At 69.9% G+C, this 19,738-nt stretch carries 19 protein-coding genes and 1 tRNA gene; 3 read left to right on the top strand and 17 right to left on the bottom strand.

All coding sequences use genetic code 11. The features are described 5' to 3' along the window. Positions 1-57: 57 nt before the first annotated feature. The 8 genes from thrS to NR798_RS22580 all read right to left on the bottom strand — a co-directional run bounded on the left by thrS (position 58) and on the right by NR798_RS22580 (position 7,539). Positions 58-1,986, bottom strand: a complete 1,929-nt coding sequence (thrS, locus tag NR798_RS22615; RefSeq protein ID WP_375773558.1) for a threonine--tRNA ligase — start codon at positions 1,984-1,986, stop codon at positions 58-60. Positions 1,987-2,060: 74 nt separating this feature from the next. Further along, a tRNA-Val gene (locus NR798_RS22610) sits at positions 2,061-2,132 on the bottom strand. An 88-nt stretch (positions 2,133-2,220) separates the two neighbouring features. Further along, a complete protein-coding gene (locus NR798_RS22605) occupies positions 2,221-2,943 on the bottom strand; it encodes a uracil-DNA glycosylase (RefSeq protein ID WP_375773557.1) in 723 nt (240 codons plus the stop codon). 80 nt (positions 2,944-3,023) lie between these two features. Continuing rightward, complete coding sequence (locus NR798_RS22600; RefSeq protein ID WP_375773556.1) at positions 3,024-4,229, bottom strand: AI-2E family transporter; 1,206 nt, start codon at positions 4,227-4,229, stop codon at positions 3,024-3,026. Between the two features lie 88 nt (positions 4,230-4,317). Continuing rightward, positions 4,318-5,625, bottom strand: a complete 1,308-nt coding sequence (locus tag NR798_RS22595) for a DnaA N-terminal domain-containing protein (protein ID WP_375773555.1) — start codon at positions 5,623-5,625, stop codon at positions 4,318-4,320. A 293-nt stretch (positions 5,626-5,918) separates the two neighbouring features. Then, a complete protein-coding gene (locus NR798_RS22590; RefSeq protein WP_375773554.1) occupies positions 5,919-6,305 on the bottom strand; it encodes a hypothetical protein in 387 nt (128 codons plus the stop codon). A gap of 9 nt (positions 6,306-6,314) precedes the next feature. Continuing rightward, positions 6,315-7,097, bottom strand: a complete 783-nt coding sequence (locus NR798_RS22585) for a hypothetical protein (RefSeq protein WP_375773553.1) — start codon at positions 7,095-7,097, stop codon at positions 6,315-6,317. Positions 7,098-7,197: 100 nt separating this feature from the next. Continuing rightward, positions 7,198-7,539: a PilZ domain-containing protein gene (locus NR798_RS22580; protein WP_375773552.1), complete on the bottom strand. Its 342-nt coding sequence runs from the start codon at positions 7,537-7,539 to the stop codon at positions 7,198-7,200. Positions 7,540-7,697: 158 nt separating this feature from the next. On the opposite strand from NR798_RS22580, the gene NR798_RS22575 reads away from it, so the two are divergent. Further along, on the top strand, positions 7,698-8,384 hold the full coding sequence (locus NR798_RS22575) for an FKBP-type peptidyl-prolyl cis-trans isomerase (RefSeq protein ID WP_375773551.1): 687 nt from the start codon (positions 7,698-7,700) through the stop codon (positions 8,382-8,384). A gap of 60 nt (positions 8,385-8,444) precedes the next feature. On the opposite strand, the gene NR798_RS22570 is transcribed toward NR798_RS22575, so the two are convergent. The 9 genes from NR798_RS22570 to uvsE form a co-directional block, all read right to left on the bottom strand. Then, positions 8,445-9,077: a hypothetical protein gene (locus NR798_RS22570; RefSeq protein ID WP_375773550.1), complete on the bottom strand. Its 633-nt coding sequence runs from the start codon at positions 9,075-9,077 to the stop codon at positions 8,445-8,447. 16 nt (positions 9,078-9,093) lie between these two features. Next, positions 9,094-10,119: a polyprenyl synthetase family protein gene (locus NR798_RS22565; RefSeq protein ID WP_375773549.1), complete on the bottom strand. Its 1,026-nt coding sequence runs from the start codon at positions 10,117-10,119 to the stop codon at positions 9,094-9,096. 13 nt (positions 10,120-10,132) lie between these two features. Further along, entirely contained in the window at positions 10,133-10,762 is a 630-nt protein-coding gene (locus tag NR798_RS22560) for an acetoacetate decarboxylase family protein (RefSeq protein WP_375773548.1), read from the bottom strand. Beyond that, positions 10,759-11,613, bottom strand: a complete 855-nt coding sequence (locus NR798_RS22555; RefSeq protein WP_375773547.1) for an SDR family NAD(P)-dependent oxidoreductase — start codon at positions 11,611-11,613, stop codon at positions 10,759-10,761. Before NR798_RS22555 ends, NR798_RS22560 begins: the two co-directional genes overlap by 4 nt. Before the next feature lie 4 nt (positions 11,614-11,617). After that, positions 11,618-12,382 (bottom strand): hypothetical protein, encoded by a 765-nt coding sequence (locus NR798_RS22550; RefSeq protein ID WP_375773546.1) that lies wholly within the window; start codon positions 12,380-12,382, stop codon positions 11,618-11,620. A gap of 107 nt (positions 12,383-12,489) precedes the next feature. Next, a complete protein-coding gene (locus NR798_RS22545) occupies positions 12,490-14,469 on the bottom strand; it encodes a hypothetical protein (protein WP_375773808.1) in 1,980 nt (659 codons plus the stop codon). Between the two features lie 207 nt (positions 14,470-14,676). Next, a complete protein-coding gene (locus tag NR798_RS22540; protein WP_267537289.1) occupies positions 14,677-14,880 on the bottom strand; it encodes a cold-shock protein in 204 nt (67 codons plus the stop codon). Positions 14,881-15,003: 123 nt separating this feature from the next. Then, positions 15,004-16,917: a M2 family metallopeptidase gene (locus tag NR798_RS22535; protein ID WP_375773545.1), complete on the bottom strand. Its 1,914-nt coding sequence runs from the start codon at positions 16,915-16,917 to the stop codon at positions 15,004-15,006. Between the two features lie 58 nt (positions 16,918-16,975). Beyond that, positions 16,976-17,902: a UV DNA damage repair endonuclease UvsE gene (uvsE, locus tag NR798_RS22530; RefSeq protein WP_375773544.1), complete on the bottom strand. Its 927-nt coding sequence runs from the start codon at positions 17,900-17,902 to the stop codon at positions 16,976-16,978. 162 nt (positions 17,903-18,064) lie between these two features. Here uvsE and NR798_RS22525 point away from each other — a divergent pair, with 162 nt between their 5' ends. Together NR798_RS22525 and NR798_RS22520 are read left to right on the top strand one after the other, a co-directional pair. Then, entirely contained in the window at positions 18,065-18,595 is a 531-nt protein-coding gene (locus NR798_RS22525; RefSeq protein WP_375773543.1) for a DUF3105 domain-containing protein, read from the top strand. Continuing rightward, entirely contained in the window at positions 18,592-19,695 is a 1,104-nt protein-coding gene (locus NR798_RS22520; RefSeq protein ID WP_375773542.1) for a heparan-alpha-glucosaminide N-acetyltransferase domain-containing protein, read from the top strand. The genes NR798_RS22525 and NR798_RS22520 overlap by 4 nt, the downstream gene beginning before the upstream one ends. Positions 19,696-19,738 lie beyond the last annotated feature (43 nt).

Below are 19,738 nucleotides of genomic sequence, written 5' to 3'. Positions count from 1 at the left end.
ACTTGCCAGCTATAGGGAGTCAAGGGGTGTCAATGACCCAGGCCCCCCAGTGTGGCCTCACGGCCAGGCGGCCTCCTTCTCCAGGAGGGCCTCGAAGGCCTCCAGCTTCATGGTCTTGAGGTCCTCGCCGCCGTAGCGCCGGGGGGACACGCCCCCGCCCTCGACCTCGTTGTCACCGATGACGAGGGTGAAGGGGATCTTCTGGAGCTGGGCGTCGCGGATCTTCGCGTTGAGGGTGAGCCCGCGCTCGTCGTAGTCGACCCGGTAGCCCTTGGCGCGCAGCTGGTCGCGCACCTTGAGGGCGTACTCGCTCTGGCGGTCCGCCACGGTGACGAGCACGGCCTGCACCGGGGCCAGCCACGCGGGGAAGGCGCCAGCGAAGTGCTCGATGAGGATGGCGATGAAGCGCTCGAAGGAGCCGTAGATGGCGCGGTGGAGCACCACGGGACGGTGCTCGGCGTTGTCGTCACCGATGTAGGTGAGATCGAACCGCTCGGCGGCCTGATAGTCGAGCTGCATGGTGCCCAGCTGCCACTTGCGGCCGATGCTGTCGGACACGTCGAAGTCGATCTTCGGGCCGTAGAAGGCGCCATCGCCCGGCTTGAGCTCGTACTGCAGGCCCAGGCTCTCCAGGGCCGTCTTGAGGCCTCCCTCGGCGCGGTCCCACTGCTCGTCGGTGCCGAGGCGGTTGGGGGGCCGGGTGGACAGCTTCACCGCGTAGGTGAGGCCCACCGCCTTGTAGACGCGGTCCAGCAGCTGCACGAAGCGCCGGACCTCGTCGGCGATCTGGCTCTCCATGCAGTAGATGTGGGCGTCGTCCTGGGCGAACTGGCGCACGCGGGTGAGGCCACCGAGCGAACCGGCCGCCTCGTTGCGGTGGAGCACGTCCTGGGTGTGCAGGCGCAGGGGCAGGTCGCGGTAGCTGTGCTTCTTGAAGCCGTAGTAGATGTGATGACTCGGGCAGTTCATCGGCTTCAGCGAGAAGTCATGCTCCCCGGACTCGCTGTCGAGCACGAGGAACATGTTCTCCTTGTACTTGCCCCAGTGGCCGCTCGTCTCCCACAGGCCCTTGTTGTAGAGCAGCGGGGTCTTGATCTCGACGTAGCCGGTCTCGCCCGTCAGCCGGCGCATGAAGGCCGCCAGGGTGTTGTAGAGCGTGGTGCCCTTGGGGGTCCAGAAGGCCGCGCCCGGCGAGTACGGGTGGAAGTGGAAGAGATCCAGCTCCTTGCCCAGCTTGCGGTGGTCGCGCTTGCGCGCCTCCTCCTGCCGGGTGAGGTACTCCTGGAGCGCCTTCTTGTCGAAGAAGGCCGTGCCGTAGATGCGCTGGAGCATCGGGTTGCGATGGTCTCCGCGCCAGTAGGCACCGCTGGTGGACAGCAGCTTGATGACGCCGATCTTCCCGGTGGTGGGCGCGTGGGGACCCAGGCAGAAGTCCACCCACTCGCCGTGGGTGTAGAGCGTGAGCGTCTTGGCGCCCTTGGCCGCGATGTCCTTGACGATCTCGACCTTGAACTTCTCGCCCTTGTCCTCGAAGAGCTTGATCGCCTCGTCCATGGAGATCTCCGTCCGGACGAAGGGCAGGTTGCTGGCGATCTCCTTGTTGGCCTCGGCCTCGATCTTCTCCAGGTCCTCGGGCGTGAAGGGCTTCTCGCGGAAGAAGTCGTAGTAGAAGCCCTCCTCCGTCGCCGGACCGATGGTCACCTGCGTGCCCGGGAAGAGGCGCTGCACGGCGCTGGCCACCACGTGGGCGGCATCGTGCCGGATGAGTTCCAGGCCCTCGGGGCTCTTGGAGGTGAAGATCTGCAGCTTCACGTCCTCGGTGAGGGGACGCGCCAGATCCATGTCCTGGCCATTCACGCGCGCGAAGAGGGCGGCCTTGGCCAGGCCCGCCCCAATGCTGTCGCGCACGAAGTCCGCGATGGTCGTGCCCCGGGGTGCCTGCTTCTGGCTGCCATCGGGGAGCGTCACCGTGATCTGATCCGCCATGCGAGACCTCGGAAAAGAACGCGGGCGGCAGGCTGATCAGCCTTGCCGCCCGCAGTTGAAACACCGTACTGAAGTGGGTCGTAGTGGGATCGAACCACTGACCCCTACCGTGTCAAGGTAGTGCTCTACCGCTGAGCTAACGACCCGTTCGCCGCCGCGACTGCCGCCGTCGAAGGTGGGCGGGGAATACGATGGGCACCCCGGAGCTGTCAAGGAAACACCGACATGGGGGCATCATGTTCCCCGGCGATTTTCGATCAGCACCCGGGCGCGGGCCATCACCGCATCGAACATGGCGGGGGTGAGCCGGCCCGTCTGGGTGTTCTGCTGGCTCACGTGGTAGCAGCCCAGCAGCATCGGCGCCCCCGGCAGGGCCAGCTCCGCCCCGTGTCCGAAAGACGGCCGGGGCGTGGGGACGGACACCCCCGCCCTCTCCAGCCAGGCGAGCGTCGCGTTCCAGGCAATGGCCCCCAGGGTCAGCACCACCCGGGTGGGCAACAGGGCCATCTCCCGGTCCAGGAAGGGGGCGCACCGGCCCAGTTCCTCGGGCAGGGGCTTGTTGTCCGGCGGCGCGCACTTGCAGGGCGCGACGATGTAGGCCCCCGTCAGCGCGAGGCCGTCCTCCCGGTGCTCGCTCCGGGGCTGGTTGGCGAAGCCCGCCCGGTGCAGCCCGGCGAAGAGGAAGTCCCCGGAGCGGTCCCCGGTAAACATCCGGCCCGTCCGGTTGGCCCCATGCGCCGCCGGCGCCAGTCCGAGGATGACCAACTCCGCCCCCGGGTCCCCGAAACCGGGCACCGGCCGGCCCCAATACGTCCAGTCACGGAAGGCCCGGCGCTTCTCCCGCGCCACCTGCTCCCGCCACTCCACCAACCGGGGACACGCCCGGCAGGTGATGATCTCCTCTCGAAGGCGCGCGAGCCCCGCCGCGCCTGCCTCTGCCGCCTTGCTCTTCGCCACAGCCCCTTCCCTAGCGCCCCACCCTACCCCTCCGCCACCGTCCACTCCTCTGGACGGCTTCGGGCCGGGGGACGGGCGGCTCAGGGGGCGGGCCGCTCGCCCGTGTAGAGGTCGGTCCGCTTGTAGCGCTCCACCACCACGCTCAGCACCACCTTGAGGATGGCCGTCGTGGGCACCGCCAGCAGGATGCCGGTGAAGCCGAACAGCTCACCAAAGGCCAGGATCGCGATGATGACGGCCACCGACGAGAGCCCCACCTTGTCGCCCACCACCTTGGGGGTGATGAAGAGGCCCTCGGCCATCTGGCCCACCACGAAGGTGCCCGCCACCGCCGCGAGCTGCCAGGGACCCTGCCAGGACAGCATCAGCCCCAGCGCCGCCAGCACCACCCCCAGCCCCGTCCCCAGGTACGGCACCATGTTGCCGAACCCCGCGATGACGCCGATGACGATCGCCAGGTCGATGCGCGCGAACCACAGGCCCGTGCCGTAGAGCACCGAGAGGATGGCCCCCACGGTGATCTGCCCGCGCACGAAGGCGGACAGGACGTCATCCACCTCGGACAAGCGTCGGCTGACCAGGTCCACCGCCCGGCGCGGCACCAGGCCCTTCACCAGCCCCACCAGCTGCGGATAGTCCTGGAGGAAGAAGAAGCCCAGCACCGGCACCACCAGCAGGCCCAGCAGCGTGGCCACCACCCGCGCGGTGTTGCCCGCGAAGCTCGCCACCAGCCGCGCCGCCGTGGGCCCCGCACTCTGGAGAATCTCCGAGGCCTGCGCCCCCAGCTCCGTCATGCGCTGCCGCAACAGATCCGGCAACGGACGTCCCAGCAGAGACTCCACCTGCGGCACCACCCGCTCGCTCGCCCGGCGGAAGAAGTCCGGCAGCTTCACCGCCTCCTCCCGGAACACGGGGATGAGGTAGAGCACCGCGCCGATCATCACCAGCACGCACACGCCGAACACCACGCTCGTCCCGAGGGTGCGGTTGAGACCCCGGCGCTCCATGGCGGTCACGATCGGGTTGAGCACGTACGCCATGGCGAGCGCCAAGAGCACCGGCACCGCCACGCCGCCGAACACCGACAGCAGCGCGAACACCAGCGCCAGCGAGCCCACCATCGCCGCTGACCAGGCCAGATCCACCCGCCGGGCCTCGGCCTCGGAGAGCTCGCCCTCGGCGGGCGGAGGCGCCACGGGAACGGGAGCCGGCCCTGGCTCGGGGGGTGGCTCCGCCGCGGGCTTCACCACGTGCAGGGGGGGAGCCGCCGGAGCGACCCGCGCCACGGGTGCCTGCTGCGCGCGCGCCTTGCCTCTCTTGTTGCGTCCGATGACCTGCTCCTCCGTGTATCGCCTCGCCGGATACTACCCCGTCCTATCCGAGAAGGGGCGCACGCACTCCCGCCGCCACCCGCCAGCACACGCCCTCGAGGCCCAGCTCCTGGGCGAGCCGCTCCACCATCGGGCCATAGTGCTCCTGCACCCACTGCCGGAAATGCGCGTCCGGCACCTCGAGCACCAGGCGTCCGTCCTCCACACCCACCGCACGAGCCTGGGCCAGCCACGTCAGGGCGTACCGCTTCCCGTTCTCGTGCATCCACGTGAGGCACTCCCGCCAGCGGCGGCCGGCCTCGGTGTCGGTGGCCACGTCCACGGACGGCGCTCCGGACGCCCCGGGCGACTCCTCCCGCTGGAGGGGCTCCAGGTAGCGGCTCCAGACCCGCGGGGTACAGAACGCTTCCGCCGTGCAGCGGGGCTCGCGGCTGCGCCCCCAGTCGGAGTGGATGTACCCGCGCCAGGCATCCAACAGCCGCCCCTCGTCCCCGCCCACCTTCCGCAGGGCACCGCGGTACCAGCTCGCCCAGCCCTTGGGCTGCTCCTCCGCCGGAAGTCCGGGAAGGGCCCGGCAGCGCTCCTGCTGACACGTCTCGAAGAACGCCGTGGCGGCCCGAACCGGAGGCTCGTCCGCCACCGGGGACGCACCGGACGCCGTGTCCTCGGACGCGGGGGCCCGCCACACGTCTCGCGGAGGAGACGAGACCGGCACCATGTGCGTGCCAGGCAGCGCGAGCTGGACGGGGGTGACCTCCACGGGCGCCTCGGGCACGTCCTCGTCCGAGGGCGGGGAGACGGGCATGAGCCGTCCGCTGGATGATCCCCCCTCTCCTCCTGCTGCAGGAGAAGAAGTCTTCTTCTCACTCTCCTTCTCTCTTCTCTTTCTGGAGGAGGACGTCCCGGGTGCGTCCTCGGGACGTCCGGCGGACGCGCCCGCGGCCTTGGTGGCACGCTCCTTCCGCTTGCGCTCGGCCTCCTTGCTCCTCTTTTCGAGGACTTGCACGTAGCGATCGCAGAGGGTGAAGCGGACGCTGTCCCCTTCCCTCACCAGAATCCCGGCGCGCAGCAGCGCGTTCCAGAAGGCTCCGGGTGCGCCCGTCCACCGGACCGCGCCCTCCACCGCCTCCTGCCACACTGCCTCGTCCGCGGACGCGTCCGCGCCATGTCCGCTGGACAGTCCAAAGGACTCGAAGCGCCCCGAGGGCAGCGCCTGCACCGCCCAGATCTGCAGCTCCACCATGGCCCCCACGAAGGCCCGGCGCTCCATCCCCAGGGTGCGAGCGGCGCACACCACGGCGAGGCTCATCGGAAAGCCCACGTCCACCTGTACCCAGTCCAACCCGGCCATGTCACCGCCTCCCCTGGGTCCGGCGCCCGGTGTCCACGTCCCATTGCCACTGCGCAGGCAATGCCGTGCCACCCTCCCCAACAGCGAGGAGGCCGCACTGATCGGCGTGATCCATGCCCGCGATCTGCGCCGTCCCACCCGCATCGTCTAGCCCCGCTCCCGCTGATCCGCCGGGCGCCAACGATCCGGAGTGCCGAGATACCGGCCTCCGCGCTCTATCCCTGTAGCAACCGCTACAGGATGCTACAGGCCGCTACGGCAGCCATCCCTCGAAGGCGAGGCGCTCGCGTGGCTCACTCCGTGCCGCGCTCCTGCTCCATCGACCGCAGTTTGATCGTCAGCCCCGCCCGGGCACTGCTGGGCTCGAAGTACGTGGTGTACGGCCAGAAGCCGTCCTTCTTCACGTCGATGCGGTGCAGCCCCAGGCCAACCTGCAACCCGCTCGGCTTGCCGCCGAAGTCGGTGCACACGCCCTGGGCCACTCCGTCCAGGTACACCTCGGCGTCCGCTGGCTCGCAGCGCAGCAGCAGGTTGCCGTTGCGCGAGCGCGTGGCACGCATCAGCTCGCGCGCCCGGTCCGCCGCTGGCGAGTCCACCTGCTCGGGACCCGAGGCACACCCGAGCACCAGCCCCACCAGGGCCAACCACCCGCGGCTCCACTCCATCCTCATCCAGGTCATCGCGCGCATCTACCGGATGAGAATCGCCACCCGGCCCTCGGCCAGGAGGTGCGGGTCCAGCCCCGCGAGCGCCTTCACCGCGTCCGGCCCCAGCAGCAGATCCGAGCCCTGGAGCCGCGCCGCCTCGAGCACCAGCGGCTTCGCGCCCACCAGCGCCGACTTCCGGGCCTCCTCCAGGCTCTTGAAGAAGCCCGCCACCCCCGTGCTCTTCCGGGCCTCGGCGGACAGGACCTCCACGCCATAAAGGGGCTGGCCAGCCTCGTCGAGCACCCGGGGCGCCAGCACCGGCGTCATGCCGAGCTTCCGCGCGTCCACCACCAGCCCGGTGTGCTTCGCCTTCTTCTCCGCCGGCTTCGTCTCGGCCGGCTTCGTCTCGGCGGGAGCGGCGGTGCCCGCGGGCGCCGGAGTCACCAACACCGAGGTCAACGCCCCGAGCGGCACCTCCACGTCCATCTGCACGCCGCTATCGGAGAAGTAGCGCTTCTGGACGACCGTGTAGCCGCGCAGCACGGCCTCGACCTGTCGGCGCGTCTCCTCGCGGGCCATCTCCTCGCCCACGGTCCTGTCCGCGCGCAGGCGCAGGCCCTTCGCCTGCTCCAGCAGCTCCCCGAAGGCGTCCTCCTTCGCCGAGCGCTCCGCACCCAACCTCGCCTGGGACGGATTCGAGGCCTTCACGTCCGGCGGCCCATCCCCCGTCACCCGGAGCACCTGCCGCTGCCAATCCACCCCGTTGCCCTGCGCCAGTGCCGACAACGGAACCGCCAGCACCAACGCCCACAGTGCACGCCTCACGTGAATCCTCCCCACTCTCGTTCCGAGGGCCGGATTCAACCGGCCGCCTCCGAGCCAGGTCAAGGAAGGCCCGCACGCCCGCCTGCCAACGGGGCGCGGCTCAGTGCGCCTGCGTGCTGCGTGTCACGTAGTCATCAATCAGCCGGCGGTGCCGCTGGGTGAGCAGCGTGAAGCGCACGCCCGAGCGCTCATCCCGGCTCGCCCCGGCCTCCACCCACTCGCGCACCACCTCGCCCTCGGCGTAGATGACCTCTTCCGAGCCGGGCAGCTGGAACTGGAGCCCCACGCGCCGGGTGTCCTTCTCGGGCTCGAGCAGGCGCGCCAGGCTCACTCCCTCCTGGCTGATGTCGGCGGCGCGCGCCATGTACGGCACGCCCCCCATGTACTTGTTCAGGTAGATGTCGAGGGGAACCCGCGCGTTCTTCCGCTTGTCGTCGCTCATCTCTCGCCCTCCCGGTGGCCGAGACCGCTACAGCACGCTTCAGCGCCGCAGCAACCTGTCGCGAGCCTAGGAGCATCCGGCCGGGGGGCAAGAAAACGGCCAGCGGGAAGAGACGGGCGGACCTATTGTTCCGCCGCCACTGAGAAAGGCGGAGACACATGCGATTGGGATTGTTGGCCGCGGTACTGCTCGCCCTCACCGGGCTCCAGGCGAACGCGCAGGAGATCAAGAGCGAGGATGACAAGACGATCTACGCACTGGGCCTGTCGGTCGGGCGGAGCATCAAGGTGTTCGACCTGAGCCCGGCGGAGATCGAGATCGTCAAGAAGGGCATGACGGACGCGCTCTCGGGCGCCAAGCCGGTGGTGGAGCTGGATCAGTACGGGCCCAAGCTGCAGCCGCTCGCCAAGGGCCGGCAGGAGCGGGCCGGGACGAAGTTCCTGGAGAACGCCGGCAAGGAGAAGGGCGCCGTCAAGCTGCCCTCGGGCGTCGTCTACAAGGAGCTCAAGGCCGGCACGGGCGCGACCCCCAAGGCGAGCGACACGGTGAAGGTGAACTACCGCGGCACCCTCATCACCGGCACCGAGTTCGACAGCTCCTACAAGCGCGGAGAGCCCGCCGAGTTCCCCCTCAGCGGCGTCATCCCCTGCTGGACCGAGGGCGTGCAGAAGATGAAGGTGGGCGGCAAGGCGCAGCTCGTGTGCCCGGCGAAGGTGGCCTACGGGGAGCAGGGCTCGCCTCCGACCATCCCGCCCAACGCCACCCTGGTGTTCGAGATCGAGCTGCTCAGCATCGGCGGCCAGGGCGCGGACGTGCCCCGGGCGGACCCGCAGCCCAAGAAGTAGGCGTTCCAGATGTCCTGGGGTGGGGGGCGGGCCGTCCCTCCCCCACTCCGGCTCCGCCGCTCAGAGGGGCGGCAGCACGGCTTGCAGCAGCAGCGGCACCGCCAGCCCGTACGCCCAGCCCACCAGCACCTGGGCGGGCGTGTGGTGGCGGATGGGCAGGCGCGCCAGGCCGGAGAGCAGGGCCAGCGCCCCCAGCACCCCGAAGGTAACGGGTGACGTGGTGGCGAAGAGCGCCGCGCAGCCCGCGCCTACCGAGGAGTGGAGGCTGATCTTCCAGAAGCGCGTGATGGCCACCACGCCCATGCCCCCGAGCGTGCCCAGGGCCACGCCCCGCCCCAGCAGCACGGGCGCGCCCACCAGCTTGTAGGCGAGGAACACCGCCAGCAGGCCCAGCACCACCAGGGGAAGGACCACGTGGCGCTCCTCCTTGTTGAGGAGGTGCAGGTGGCTGAACTTGCCCCGCGCCACGCCCACCGCGAGGTAGAGCAGGCCCGGGAGCAGCCCGAGCAGCAGCAGGCTCGCCTCGCCCAGGGCGCGCAGCGCATTGCCGTGCGAGTACAGGGAGAGCAGCACCGAGGTGGCCAGCATCATCAGCACCGGGTGCAGCACGTACGAGATGACGCGGCAGGCCCGGTCGAGGGCACCGCCTGGCTCGGCCAGCGGGGGCGTCACTTCCACGGTGTGGGGCTCCATCGGCATTGCCTCCCGCTTACGACGTCCGCAGCTCGAGCGCCATCGCCAATGTCTGCAGCTCCTCGCGCACCGCGGGCGGGCACTGGGGCACCTTCGCCAGCGCATCACACGCGAGCCGCGAGTAGCGGGACACCGTCTGCTCGGTGGCGGCGCGCGAGCCGGCACGCGCGAGGATGTCCAGCATCTCCTGCACGTTCGCGTCGGTCAGCTCGGCCGTGGTGAGCAGCGTGCGCAGGCGCTCGCGGTCCTCCGGCACCGCGTGGGCCAGCGCGTGCACGACGGGCAGGCTCTTCTTGCGGCGGTACAGGTCATCCGCGACGGGCTTGCCCGTCACCGCCGGATCCCCCCAGATGCCGAGCACATCATCCTGCGCCTGGTAGGCCAGGCCGAGCGCGATCCCATACTCCTCCAGGCTGATGGCCACCTCGGCGGAGCCGCCCCCCGCCAGCGCGCCCGTGCGCAGCGAGATGCCCAGCAGGCGCGCCGTCTTGCGCTCCACCATGGCCAGGTAGTCCGCCTCGGTGAGCTCCAGCCGCTCCTCGAAGGCGAGGTCCAGGTACTGCCCCTCGCAGATGGCGAGCGCCGTCTGGTTGATGGCGCGGATGATGTCCAGCACCAGCTTCGGCGGGTAGCCCGCGGCCATCAGGCGCTCGAGCGCCATCTGCCCGAGGATGAGCAGCGCATCCCCCACGTTGATGGCCTGGGCATCGCCCCAGCGGCGCCACACCGTGGAGCGGCCGCGGCGGTGCTCGCTGCGATCCTGGATGTCGTCGTGCACGAGCGTCATCTCGTGCAGCAGCTGGAGGGCCGCCGCGAGCGGACGCACCTGCTCGGCCTGGCCTCCCACCGCGAGACAGGCGAGTGTGCACAGCCGCGGCCGGACGAGCTTGCCCGCCGCGCCGAACTGGGGCTGGAGCCGCTCGTCGCGCCAGCCCAGGTGGTACTCGAGCATGGCGTAGAAGGGCTCGAGCTGGGGCGCGATGCTGGGAAACGGTGCGCGCATGGCGTCGCGCAGGGCGGTCAGATCGAAGTCGTACAGCATGGCTCTCTTTCCTTCAGAACGTGGCCAGGACAGTGGGCGCGGGCACGGTGAGGGACATGGGATGGGCGCGGACGCTGAACGAGGCGGCACCCCGCAGCGAGAACGGGAAGCGCTCCGACCACTCCTCCACCCGCAGGCCGCCCCGCGCGAGCCGCCCGCTCAGCCGTCCGACGAAGGCAGTCCACTGGCCCGGGGCCCCCCCGATGCCGGGCATGGGCACCGGTAGCGAGGGCCCGAAACCCGCGCGCCGCTCCACCCCGAACGTGGCAATGGGGCCCGAGGCGTCCGCCACCCGCACGCGACCCTCCTCCCAGCTGAAGGTGGCGAGCTCCTTCGGGAGGCTCCACATGCGGCGGCCGCCCCAGAGCGACGCCTCACTGGTCACCCAGATATGGGAGACCCACAGGCCCATGTGCAGCCCGTGCCGCACCAGCGGGCCCACCATCAACTCGTCATATTGGAGCGTGCCCTCGCGGTAGCGCATCAGCGCCACCATCGCCATGCGCGAGGAGAGCAGCGGCTTCCAGGGCGCCGGGCAGGGAACGTCCCGGTCCGCCCGGAACAGCCCCACCCAGCACTCCCCGCTCATCCGCCAGGGGGCGGGGGGAAAGGGAACCTCGGCCAGTTCCATCTGCTGCGTCATGAAGGATCTCCGGTGCGGGCACCGCCGCGCGGCAACGAATAGTCCCGGCGCCCTGCCCCACCCACCGTGGCGAACCAGCGCGTCAGGCCCGGGGCGAGCGCGAAGAGCAGGTACACGACGGGCAGGAAGCGCGGCAGGTCCACGTGGCGCTCGCCGCGCCGGAGCGCCCGGACGAGGGCCCGTGCCACCACCTCGGGCGCCAGCGGGGGCACCAGGTCCGCGATGCGCGGCATGCGCGCGGAGTCCACGTGACGCCCGAAGAACTGGGTGCCCGCCACCGCCGACAGCCGCACGAGCGTGACGCGCAGGGGCGAGCCCTCCAGCTCGATCTGCAGCACCTGCGTATAGGCGTCGATGGCGGCCTTCACCGCGGCATAGGCCGCCGAGGGCCCCTTCACGAAGACACGGCCCACCAGCGAGCCGACGTTGACGATGTGCCCGCGGCCGGCCGCGCGCATGTGCGGGAGCACCGCGCGCGTCGCGTACACCATGCCGTCGTAGCCCACCCGCATGGTGCGCTCGGCGTCCTCCACCGGCATGGCCTCCACGGACTCCCAGCGGATGAAGGCGGCGTTGTTGACGAGCACGTCCACCCGCCCCTCGCGCGACACCACGTCCGCCACCCAGCCCTCCGTGGCCCGCCGGTCCGCGACATCGCAGCGCGCGAGGTGCACCGTCAGCCCCTCGCGGCGCGCTTCCTCCTCCACCCGCGCGAGGTTCTCGGCGGACACATCACAGGCATGAACGCAGGCGCCCTCGCGCGCCAGGGCCTTCACCAGCGCCCAGCCGATCCCCGAAGCACCTCCGGTCACCAGGCACACCCGTCCGCTCAGCGGCTCGCTCGTGGCCATGGGCTCAGGCGGCCTCGCGCAACGGCGCCCGCGGCTCCTCCTGCTGCTCGAGTGGCGTCTCTCCACGTTTCACCTGAGCGGCCCACCTCGTCACCAGCACGGCATAGACGAGGTCCACCAGGAAGATGGACGCGCTGAGGAAGTGCAGGAAGGAGAGGCTCGGCAGCCAGGGCTCGGCCATGCCGATGACGTAGTGACACTCGATGGACGTGCCGAGTGTCCCCAACAGCTTGCACCACGCCGCCGGCACCGACAGCCCACGCCCACCCTGGTGGCGGCGCTCGAAGAAGAAGAAGACGAAGGCCACGCTCATGATGAGGTTGATCATGAACGCGCCCACCAGCGCGAGGAGGTCCCGGTACTGGAGATAGAAGGTGTAGAGCCCGATGCCCCCCATCACCGTGGTGACCACCACGAGCGGGGAGAAGTAGCGCCGCACCTCGGGGATGCGCTGCAGCGCGGCCCCGTAGCGCAGCAGCTGGTAGACGATGAGCACGTCCACGAAGAACCAGATGCGGTCGAACGCATGCCACAGCGGCACGGGATTCGGGATGACCCAGGACGCCAGGAACTCCCACGCGAAGTTCAGACAGATGGCAATAAGGGGCAACCCATAGGCGCGGTCCTTGAATCCCTGCCGGATGGCGAAGACGTAGGCGATGACCCAGAAGACGCAGCCAATCTCCCCGACGATGTTGAACCAGGAGAAGGGATCAAAGGCGCGCGGGTCGACACCCGCCGTCAGCGCGTTCAGTTCAGCGGAGGTCAAGAGCTTTTCTCGCCAGAAAGGGCCCGTGTGTTCACACAGGGCCCGATGACGCGAGAATCAATACACCATTTGCCTGACACTGAACACAGGGGCCGCGCCCGCGGCCGTCAAGGGGCGAGCGAGGCCTCGGTGGCCCGCAGCAGCGGCTCGGCGCTCACCGGAGCGCCCGTGGCGTTCGTCATCCACACGTCCGGTGTCAGCGCGCCCTGGCTCGCCATCCGCTCGAACTCCGCCCCGAGGTTGCCTGCCTTCTTCAGGTGCTCCTCGATCTGGAAGGCGATCAGGTGCCCCAGCGGGTAGTCCGTCAGGTACAGGGGATAGGAGATCATGTGGCTGTAGATGCCGAGCAGCGGCGTCCCCTGCCCTCCGAGCACCGGCGCGTAGTACCGGTCCCACGTCTCCCGGGAGATGCGCACCACCGCCTCGCGCAGCTGGGCGGGCGTGGCGTCCGGGTGCTCGTACAGCCAGTGCCACACGGCGATGTCCACCAGCGCCACCCCGGCGATCTCCCACGTCTGCCAGAAGTCGTTGAGCACGCGCTCGCGCTCGCTGGCCGCGTCCGGCTTCGCCTGCCCCAGCAGCTCGAGATCCCTCGCCTGGAAGACGAAGGCCAGCGCCTCGGTGAAGGCGTTGTTGGGCACGCCCGCCAGCAGCGTGTGGTCCACCGAGTAGAGCGAGAACACCTGCTCCACGTTGTGCCCCAGCTCGTGCACGGCGATGTTGTAGCCCTTGTAATCCATGCCCTTGGCGCCCACCCGCGTGCGCAGCCGGGGGAAGTCTCCGCGCCGCATCGCCTGCATCGCGTGTCCCGCACCGCGCGAGGGATCCACCCGGATGTGCGCCGCCAGGAAGGCCGCCTTCTCCTTCGAGAAGCCCAGCCCCTGGAGGATGCGCGGCATGTCCTTGGCGAAGGCCTCGGCCGTCGGGTAGCGCTGGCGCGTCAGCGTGTTCAGCTCCTCCTCGGACAGCTTCCCGCTCGGCTTGAACCCGGCGTACCAGAGGTCCTGCGGCTCCAGCTCGCGCCCCAGCCGCGACTCGATCTCCTTCGCCACCCGGGGCACCAGCGGTGACGTCAGCACCTGCTCCAGCAGCGCCTTCACCCGGGCCTCGGGCAGCTCGCGTCCCAGCTCGAAGCTGCGAGCAATGGCCGTGGGCGCCACCGGCACGTACGGATCCTCCAGTCGCGCCGCGTGGAACTGCGCCAGCAGCTTCGCGTAGCGCACGTCCTCCTCGCGCTTGCCGTCCAGCACCACAGCGCGCTGGGGCGCCTCCTCCTCCACCTCTCCCGCCGGTGCCGCCTTCACCTCGTTGGTGAAGGGATTCCAGTCCACCCGCGGGTTGTCGATGACCGCCGCGGGAATCTCCTGCGTGACGATGCGCTCCATCAGCTTGACGATCATCCGCTGCTTCGCCAGCCCCTCGGGATCCGCGTACCGGGACTTCAGCTCGTCCCGCAGGTTCCAGTGGCTGATCAACCCCCGCCCCGAGGGGAAGAGCCGGCGGCCCTGCTCGTCCAGCAGGTGGTGCATCCAGATGTTGTACTCGGCGATGTAGAGGTCCGCGTCCGCGCTCGCGCGTGCCGAGGCCTGCCGCACCTCGGCGGGCACGCGGCGGCTGAAGCGGCCGGTGAGCCGGGCCTCGGCCCACTGGCGGCGCGTGTAGCCGGGGCCCTGCTCCATCCGCTCGGCCAGCGTGGTGAGCGGGAAGTTGAGCAGCGCCACGAAGGCGGCCTTGGCCCGGAAGAGATCCTCGGTGACGTGCGCGGCCGGGTCATACGCGGCCAGCAGCGGATCCACCGGCAGCAGCGGCCCGAGGTCCAGGTCCGTGGGACGCCGCAGCTCCCGGCTGATCTCATACAGGTGGCCGTCGAGCTGCTCGAAGGCCGTCTCCAGCCGGGCCAGGGTGGCGTCGAGCTGCTTCTCGTCGGCGATGAAGTGCTCGCGCGCGAAGGCGGCCAGGTCCCCATCCTCCTCGCGCCACAGCGCGGCCAGCTGGTCCACGCCGCGCTCGATGCGGGCCCGCTGCGCCTCGCCATGGCGGGAGACGAGCGCGGCCTTGAGGGCGGGGAGATCGGCGGTGGGCTTCATGGGACGGGCCTCCGCGGGCGGAGCACCCGCCTGGACATGGGGCTGGCCGGACGCGCAGCCGAGCGCGGCCAGCAGCGGAAACAGCGCAACACGCTTCACGAGGAACCGGGACGGGGAACGGGACACGCGAGGACTCCAGACATGAAAAAGGGCCCGGCCCCAGCGGGTCGGACCCTTTTCAGGAACAACAAAGGAAGACTTGCCGGACTACGCCGCGCGGACGTTCTGCGCCTGCAGGCCCTTGGGGCCCTTGGTCACTTCGAACTCCACGCGCTGGCCCTCGGCCAGGGTGCGGAAGCCATCCATGTTGATCGCGGAGTGGTGGCAGAACACGTCCTCGCCACCGCCGTCCTGCGTGATGAATCCGAAGCCCTTCGCATCGTTGAACCACTTCACGGTACCAGTTGCCATTCGCTCTTCTTCTTTCAGACAGACGGGCGCGAAAATCTGCCGCCCGCACCTGGCTGGTCGAGACCCAACCAGGCGAGCACGAATTTAAGCGGGGCCACTACCCGTGTCCACTCCGGGCAGGCCCTACCAGCCGCACTTCTGGCCCTTGTTCTGCTCCTGGAGCCAGGTGCGCAGCGGGGCGAAGTACTCCAGCATCGCCGAGGCATCCATGTCGCGCTGGCCGGTGAGGGCCTGGAGCGCGTCGGGCCAGGGCTTGCTGGCGCCCATCTCCAGCATGGCCTGGAGGCGCTGACCGGCCTCCTTGTTGCCGTAGATGGAGCACTCGTGGAGGGCGCCCTTCTGGCCGGCGGCCTGGCAGAGCGCGCGGTGGAACTGGAACTGGAGGATGCGCGCCAGGAAGTAGCGCGTGTAGGGGACGTTGGCGGGGACGTGGTACTTGGCGCCCGGATCGAAGTCGTTCTCGGAGCGCTCCACCGGCGCGCGCACGCCCTGGTACTTCTCGCGCAGCGCCCACCATGCCTTGTTGTAGTCCTCCGGCTTCACGCGCCCGGACAGCACCTCCCAGCGCCACTGGTCCACCAGCAGGCCGAAGGGCAGGAAGGCCACCTTCTCCATGGCGTCCTTCATCTGCAGGTTGATGAGGCCCTTGTCCCCCTTGGGCACTTCCTTCAGCAGGCCCACCTGCTTGAGGTAGCCCGGGGTGATGGAGAGCGTGAGCGCGTCGCCGACGGCCTCGTGGAAGCCGTCATGGGCGCCCGCCTGATAGAGCGCCGGGAGCTTGTAGTAGTAGGTGTAGTAGTAGTTGTGGCCCAGCTCGTGGTGGATGGTGACCAGGTCCTCCTCGGTGGGCTTGATGCACATCTTGATGCGCAGGTCGTTGTTGTAGGTGACGTCCCAGGCGCTGGCGTGGCACACCACCTCGCGGTCGCGCGGCTTGGTGAACTGCGAGCGCTCCCAGAACGTCTGCGGCAGCGGCTTGAGCCCCAGCGAGGTGAAGAAGCTCTCGCCCATCTTCACCATGCGGATGGCGTCGTAGTTCTGCCGCTTCAGCTCGGAGTCCACGTCCAGGCTGGGCTGCCCCTTGTAGGGCTCCACCAGGTTGTAGATGTTGTTCCACTCCTGGGCCCACATGTTGCCGAGCAGGTGCGCGGGGATGGGCCTGCCAGCGGGCACCTTGTCCTCGCCGTACTGCTTGGCGAGCCGGGCGCGCACGTAGCAGTGCAGATCGTCATAGAGGGGCTTCACCTGCCCCCACAGCCGCTGGGCCTCCTGCTCGAAGGCCTCGGGCGGCATGTCGTAGTTGGAGCGCCAGAGCGCGCCCGTGTCCGTGAAGCCGATCTCCTGCGCGCCCTCGTTGGAGAGCTGCACCAGCCGCTGGTAGAGCGGGCGCATCGGCTGCGAGATGGCATGCCAGCCCGTCCAGGCCTCCAGCAGCTCGTCATAGTTGCGGCTCTTGGCCATCACATCGGACAGCTCGCCCAGGTCCTTGCACTGGCCCTTGCCGTCCTTGCCGCAGTACTTGCCCTTGCCGTAGAGGCCCTCGAGCTTCGCGGCGATGCCCGCCAGCTCCGCGCGCTTCTGCGCATCGCTCGGCGCGGGCAGCGAGGAGGACACGCGCAGCAGGTGCAGCGTGCGCGCGGTGTCCGCGTCCAGCCCCTGCACGTCCTTGAAGCGCGCCGCCTCCTTGATGGCCTGGTTGACGTAGCCCAGCACCTCCTCGTTCACCAGGGCCGCGTTGCGCTCGGTGTCATCGGTGATGTACGTGTTCTTGATCCACTCGGCCGTGGCCTGCCGCGTCCACAGCCGCTTGAGGTCCTCGTTGACGCGGGTAGCGAACTGGCGCGCGTCCTCGGCCGTGGGCTGCGCGGCCGCGGCGGGCTTCTGCTGCTCGGCGGCGGGCGCGGAGGCGGGCGTCGCCTCGGGAGCGCCAGCGGCGGTGTTGCCATGCGCCGAGGGCGCACAGCCGGGGGTGGCGATGAGCGGGACGACCACGAGGGCCGCGCGCAGGAGGGACTTGACGGGAGAGGTGCTGTTCATGGCGGGGCGAACCGTAGAGGAAGGCCCTCGGGAAACGCACCTGCAAAGTGACGGGGTGTTACGGGGTTGGCGTGGGCTGCGACAGGGCCGCCGCTTCTTGACGCAGTGCGAAGAGCGCCAGATCCTTGTCCTTGGCCTCCAGCATCAGGTCCGCCGGGCCGTCCAGCGCCGCCACCACCGCCCGGAAGTCCGCCGGGTCGATGCGGTCCGCGTGTGCCCCCGGCCTGCCCTCCGGCTTCTGGCTCGCCAGGTGGAACTTGGGCCGCAAGTCCAACGCGCGCCACGAGGCCGCCGACTCGCGCAGCAGCTCCTCCAGCGGCATCTCGGGAGTGGAGGGCTCGATGGCGTTGTGCAGGTTGTCCGCGAGCCAGGGCAGCCCATGCTCCCGGGCCAGCGGGGCGACCTCGCGCGCGCTCCAGATCTTGTCGTCGTGCTCGATGACGAGCCGGTTGCGCAGCTCCTCGGGCATGGCGTCCAGCATGTGGCGCGCGTTGTCCAACGCCTCGGGCCGGCTCGGCGCGGCACCGCCGAGATGCAGCACCACCCGCGCCTCGGGCCCCTGGCCGAGCAGATCCAACACGCGGGCGCCGTAGCGCAGCTCGGCGATCGCGGCATCGCGCACCCGCTGGTGCACGGACGTCAGCGAGGCCGCCGCGGGCGAAGGGTGCAGGGACAGGCGCTGGCGTGAGCGCCGGGCGATGTGCCCGAGACGATCGAAGTCACGCGCCCGCGTCTTCCACCACGGGAGCGTGTTGACGGGATGCGAGCCGAACGGGATGAGCGACGAGCCGATGCGGAACAGCTCGATACCGCGCGCCTCGTTGAAGAGGAGGATCTGCTCCAGCTCGGAGAGGTTCAGCTCGATGAGCTCCTCCAGGCGCTGGGGCGTGGCGCTGGCGAGGCGGCACGTATGGCTGGCGCCCAGGCCGAGCGAGAGACAGTTGGCCACGTAGCCAAGACGATAGGTGGAGAGTCCTTCTTGCACGCCTCTAGGATTCGTACGGGGGGCGAAACGTCGCGCCAGCCCGCTGAAACCGGCCGATGGGCATCCAACCGTCCTCCCTCTCCCCCTGGGAGAGGGCCGGGGTGAGGGTCTCCATTCCCCGGGTTGGGCCCGTGAGGAGGGCCCGTGATAAGAGGGGCCCCGATGTCCCCGCTCCACCGCGCCCGTCCCGCCCTCCTGCTGTCCTCCCTGCTCGCCTGTGGCCCGAGCGACCCCGAGGACTGCTCCCGTTACGACATCACGCTCTCGCCCCCGCCCGCGACCGCGAGGCACCTCACCTGCTCGAGCACCGCGTGTGGAGACGGGCTGAACCCCCCCACGAGCGGGGACCACTGTGGCAGCACGCTGGCCTGCCGGGTCCACGACACCGAGCAGAACCGGTGCGTCTGGCTGCACAACCTGGAGCACGGGCACGCGGTCTTCCTCTACAACTGCCCCGAGGGCTGCCCCGAGCTCGTCGCCACCCTGGACTCCCTGCGGCAGGAGGCGAAGGCCGGCGGCAACGGCGTCATCCGCGCCATCGTCGCTCCGGACTCACAGATTCCCACGCGCGTGGCCGCCCTGCTGTGGCGGCGCTCCTGGGGCGGGGATGCGGCGGATGCGAACGCCATCCGCTGCCTGATGCAGCACCAGGACGCCGAAGCCCCCGAACCCGAGCTCTCCTGCCTCCCATGAGTCCCGCCCCCTCCTCCGAGCGCGTCCGCGCCATCGACTGGCTGCGCGGCATCGCGGTGCTGTTCATGGTCCAGTGCCACGCGCTGGTGCTGCTGACCCCCGAGCTGCGCCAGAGCAAGACGACGAAGTTCCTGCTCATGATCGACGGGCTGGTGGCCCCGGCGTTCCTCTTCGCCGCGGGCTTCGCGCTCGCGCTGCTGCTGGTCCGCAGCGCCTCGAGTGGCAGACAGCTCGATCGGCTCGGTCGCAACCTGCGCCGGACCCTGCAGGTGCTCGGCGTGGCCACGCTGGTCAATTGGATGTGGTTCCCGCTGTTTCGGGAGCCGAAGTGGCTGGCGCGCCTGGACATCCTCCACTGCGTGGGACTGTCGCTGCTGCTCGTCCTGCCGCTGGCCGCCTGGCTGGCCTCGCGGCCTCGGGTGCTGCGCGGTGTGGCGCTGGCACTGGCGCTCGTCGTCTTCTTCCTCTCGCCGCTGGGCGAGGCCGTGCAGGGGCCCTGGGCCTACCTGCTCAACAAGTCCACCGGGGCCGTCTTCCCCCTGCTGCCGTGGCTCGGCTTCACCTGGCTCGGAGCGTACGCGGGGGCGGTGGCTGGCGAGCAGGGCCGCGCCGGGCTCATCCGGGCGCTGCTGTTCCTCGTCGGACTCGGGCTCGCCGGCTGGCTGGCGGCGGACCCCCTCCGGGACCTGTACCCGGAGCACCGCTTCTTCGTCACCAACCCCTCCAACGCGGCCGAGCGATGGATGTGGGTGAGCCTCGTGCTGCTCGGGCTGATGGGGCTGGAGCGGCGGATGGCCTCGAATGCCGAGCCCTCGCGGGTGCGCCGCTTCGTGGAGACGTTCGGCACGGCGTCCATGTCCGCGTACTTCTTCCACGAGGCGCTGCTGTACTTCCACATCTTCGGCTTCTCCTTCGAGAAGGTATGGGGCGGCCGGAGCGGCTGGGGCCAGTACGCGCTGCTGACGGTGGTGCTCATCGCCCTGACGTACGGGTTGTGCCTCGCGTTGGATGCGGCCCAGAACGCCGTGCGCCGGGCGGGCCGGTTCCTCGGGGAGACGCTCTCCGGGGCCTTCGGGGAAAAAATCGCGCGGACTGAATAAACCCAAATCGCGGGTGGTGCGTTCCGAGCCTCCGTTCCCACGG

Origin of the sequence: Archangium gephyra, from assembly GCF_042230915.1 — a bacterium.
Taxonomy (GTDB): domain Bacteria; phylum Myxococcota; class Myxococcia; order Myxococcales; family Myxococcaceae; genus Archangium; species Archangium gephyra_B.
Note: the sequence above shows the minus strand (reverse complement) of the source record. Positions and strands in the feature narration are given on the sequence as shown.

Excerpts from the sequence above, each read along its gene's own strand:
- thrS (WP_375773558.1), bottom strand. The coding sequence starts at position 1,986 with ATGGCGGATCAGATCACGGTGACGCTCCCCGATGGCAGCCAGAAGCAG.
- NR798_RS22595 (WP_375773555.1), bottom strand. The coding sequence starts at position 5,625 with ATGGCCGGGTTGGACTGGGTACAGGTGGACGTGGGCTTTCCGATGAGC.
- NR798_RS22590 (WP_375773554.1), bottom strand. The coding sequence starts at position 6,305 with ATGACCTGGATGAGGATGGAGTGGAGCCGCGGGTGGTTGGCCCTGGTG.
- NR798_RS22580 (WP_375773552.1), bottom strand. The coding sequence starts at position 7,539 with ATGAGCGACGACAAGCGGAAGAACGCGCGGGTTCCCCTCGACATCTAC.
- NR798_RS22575 (WP_375773551.1), top strand. The coding sequence starts at position 7,698 with ATGCGATTGGGATTGTTGGCCGCGGTACTGCTCGCCCTCACCGGGCTC.
- NR798_RS22570 (WP_375773550.1), bottom strand. The coding sequence starts at position 9,077 with ATGGAGCCCCACACCGTGGAAGTGACGCCCCCGCTGGCCGAGCCAGGC.
- NR798_RS22565 (WP_375773549.1), bottom strand. The coding sequence starts at position 10,119 with ATGCTGTACGACTTCGATCTGACCGCCCTGCGCGACGCCATGCGCGCA.
- NR798_RS22560 (WP_375773548.1), bottom strand. The coding sequence starts at position 10,762 with ATGACGCAGCAGATGGAACTGGCCGAGGTTCCCTTTCCCCCCGCCCCC.
- NR798_RS22555 (WP_375773547.1), bottom strand. The coding sequence starts at position 11,613 with ATGGCCACGAGCGAGCCGCTGAGCGGACGGGTGTGCCTGGTGACCGGA.
- NR798_RS22545 (WP_375773808.1), bottom strand. The coding sequence starts at position 14,469 with ATGAAGCCCACCGCCGATCTCCCCGCCCTCAAGGCCGCGCTCGTCTCC.
- NR798_RS22540 (WP_267537289.1), bottom strand. The coding sequence starts at position 14,880 with ATGGCAACTGGTACCGTGAAGTGGTTCAACGATGCGAAGGGCTTCGGA.
- NR798_RS22535 (WP_375773545.1), bottom strand. The coding sequence starts at position 16,917 with ATGAACAGCACCTCTCCCGTCAAGTCCCTCCTGCGCGCGGCCCTCGTG.
- NR798_RS22525 (WP_375773543.1), top strand. The coding sequence starts at position 18,065 with ATGTCCCCGCTCCACCGCGCCCGTCCCGCCCTCCTGCTGTCCTCCCTG.
- NR798_RS22520 (WP_375773542.1), top strand. The coding sequence starts at position 18,592 with ATGAGTCCCGCCCCCTCCTCCGAGCGCGTCCGCGCCATCGACTGGCTG.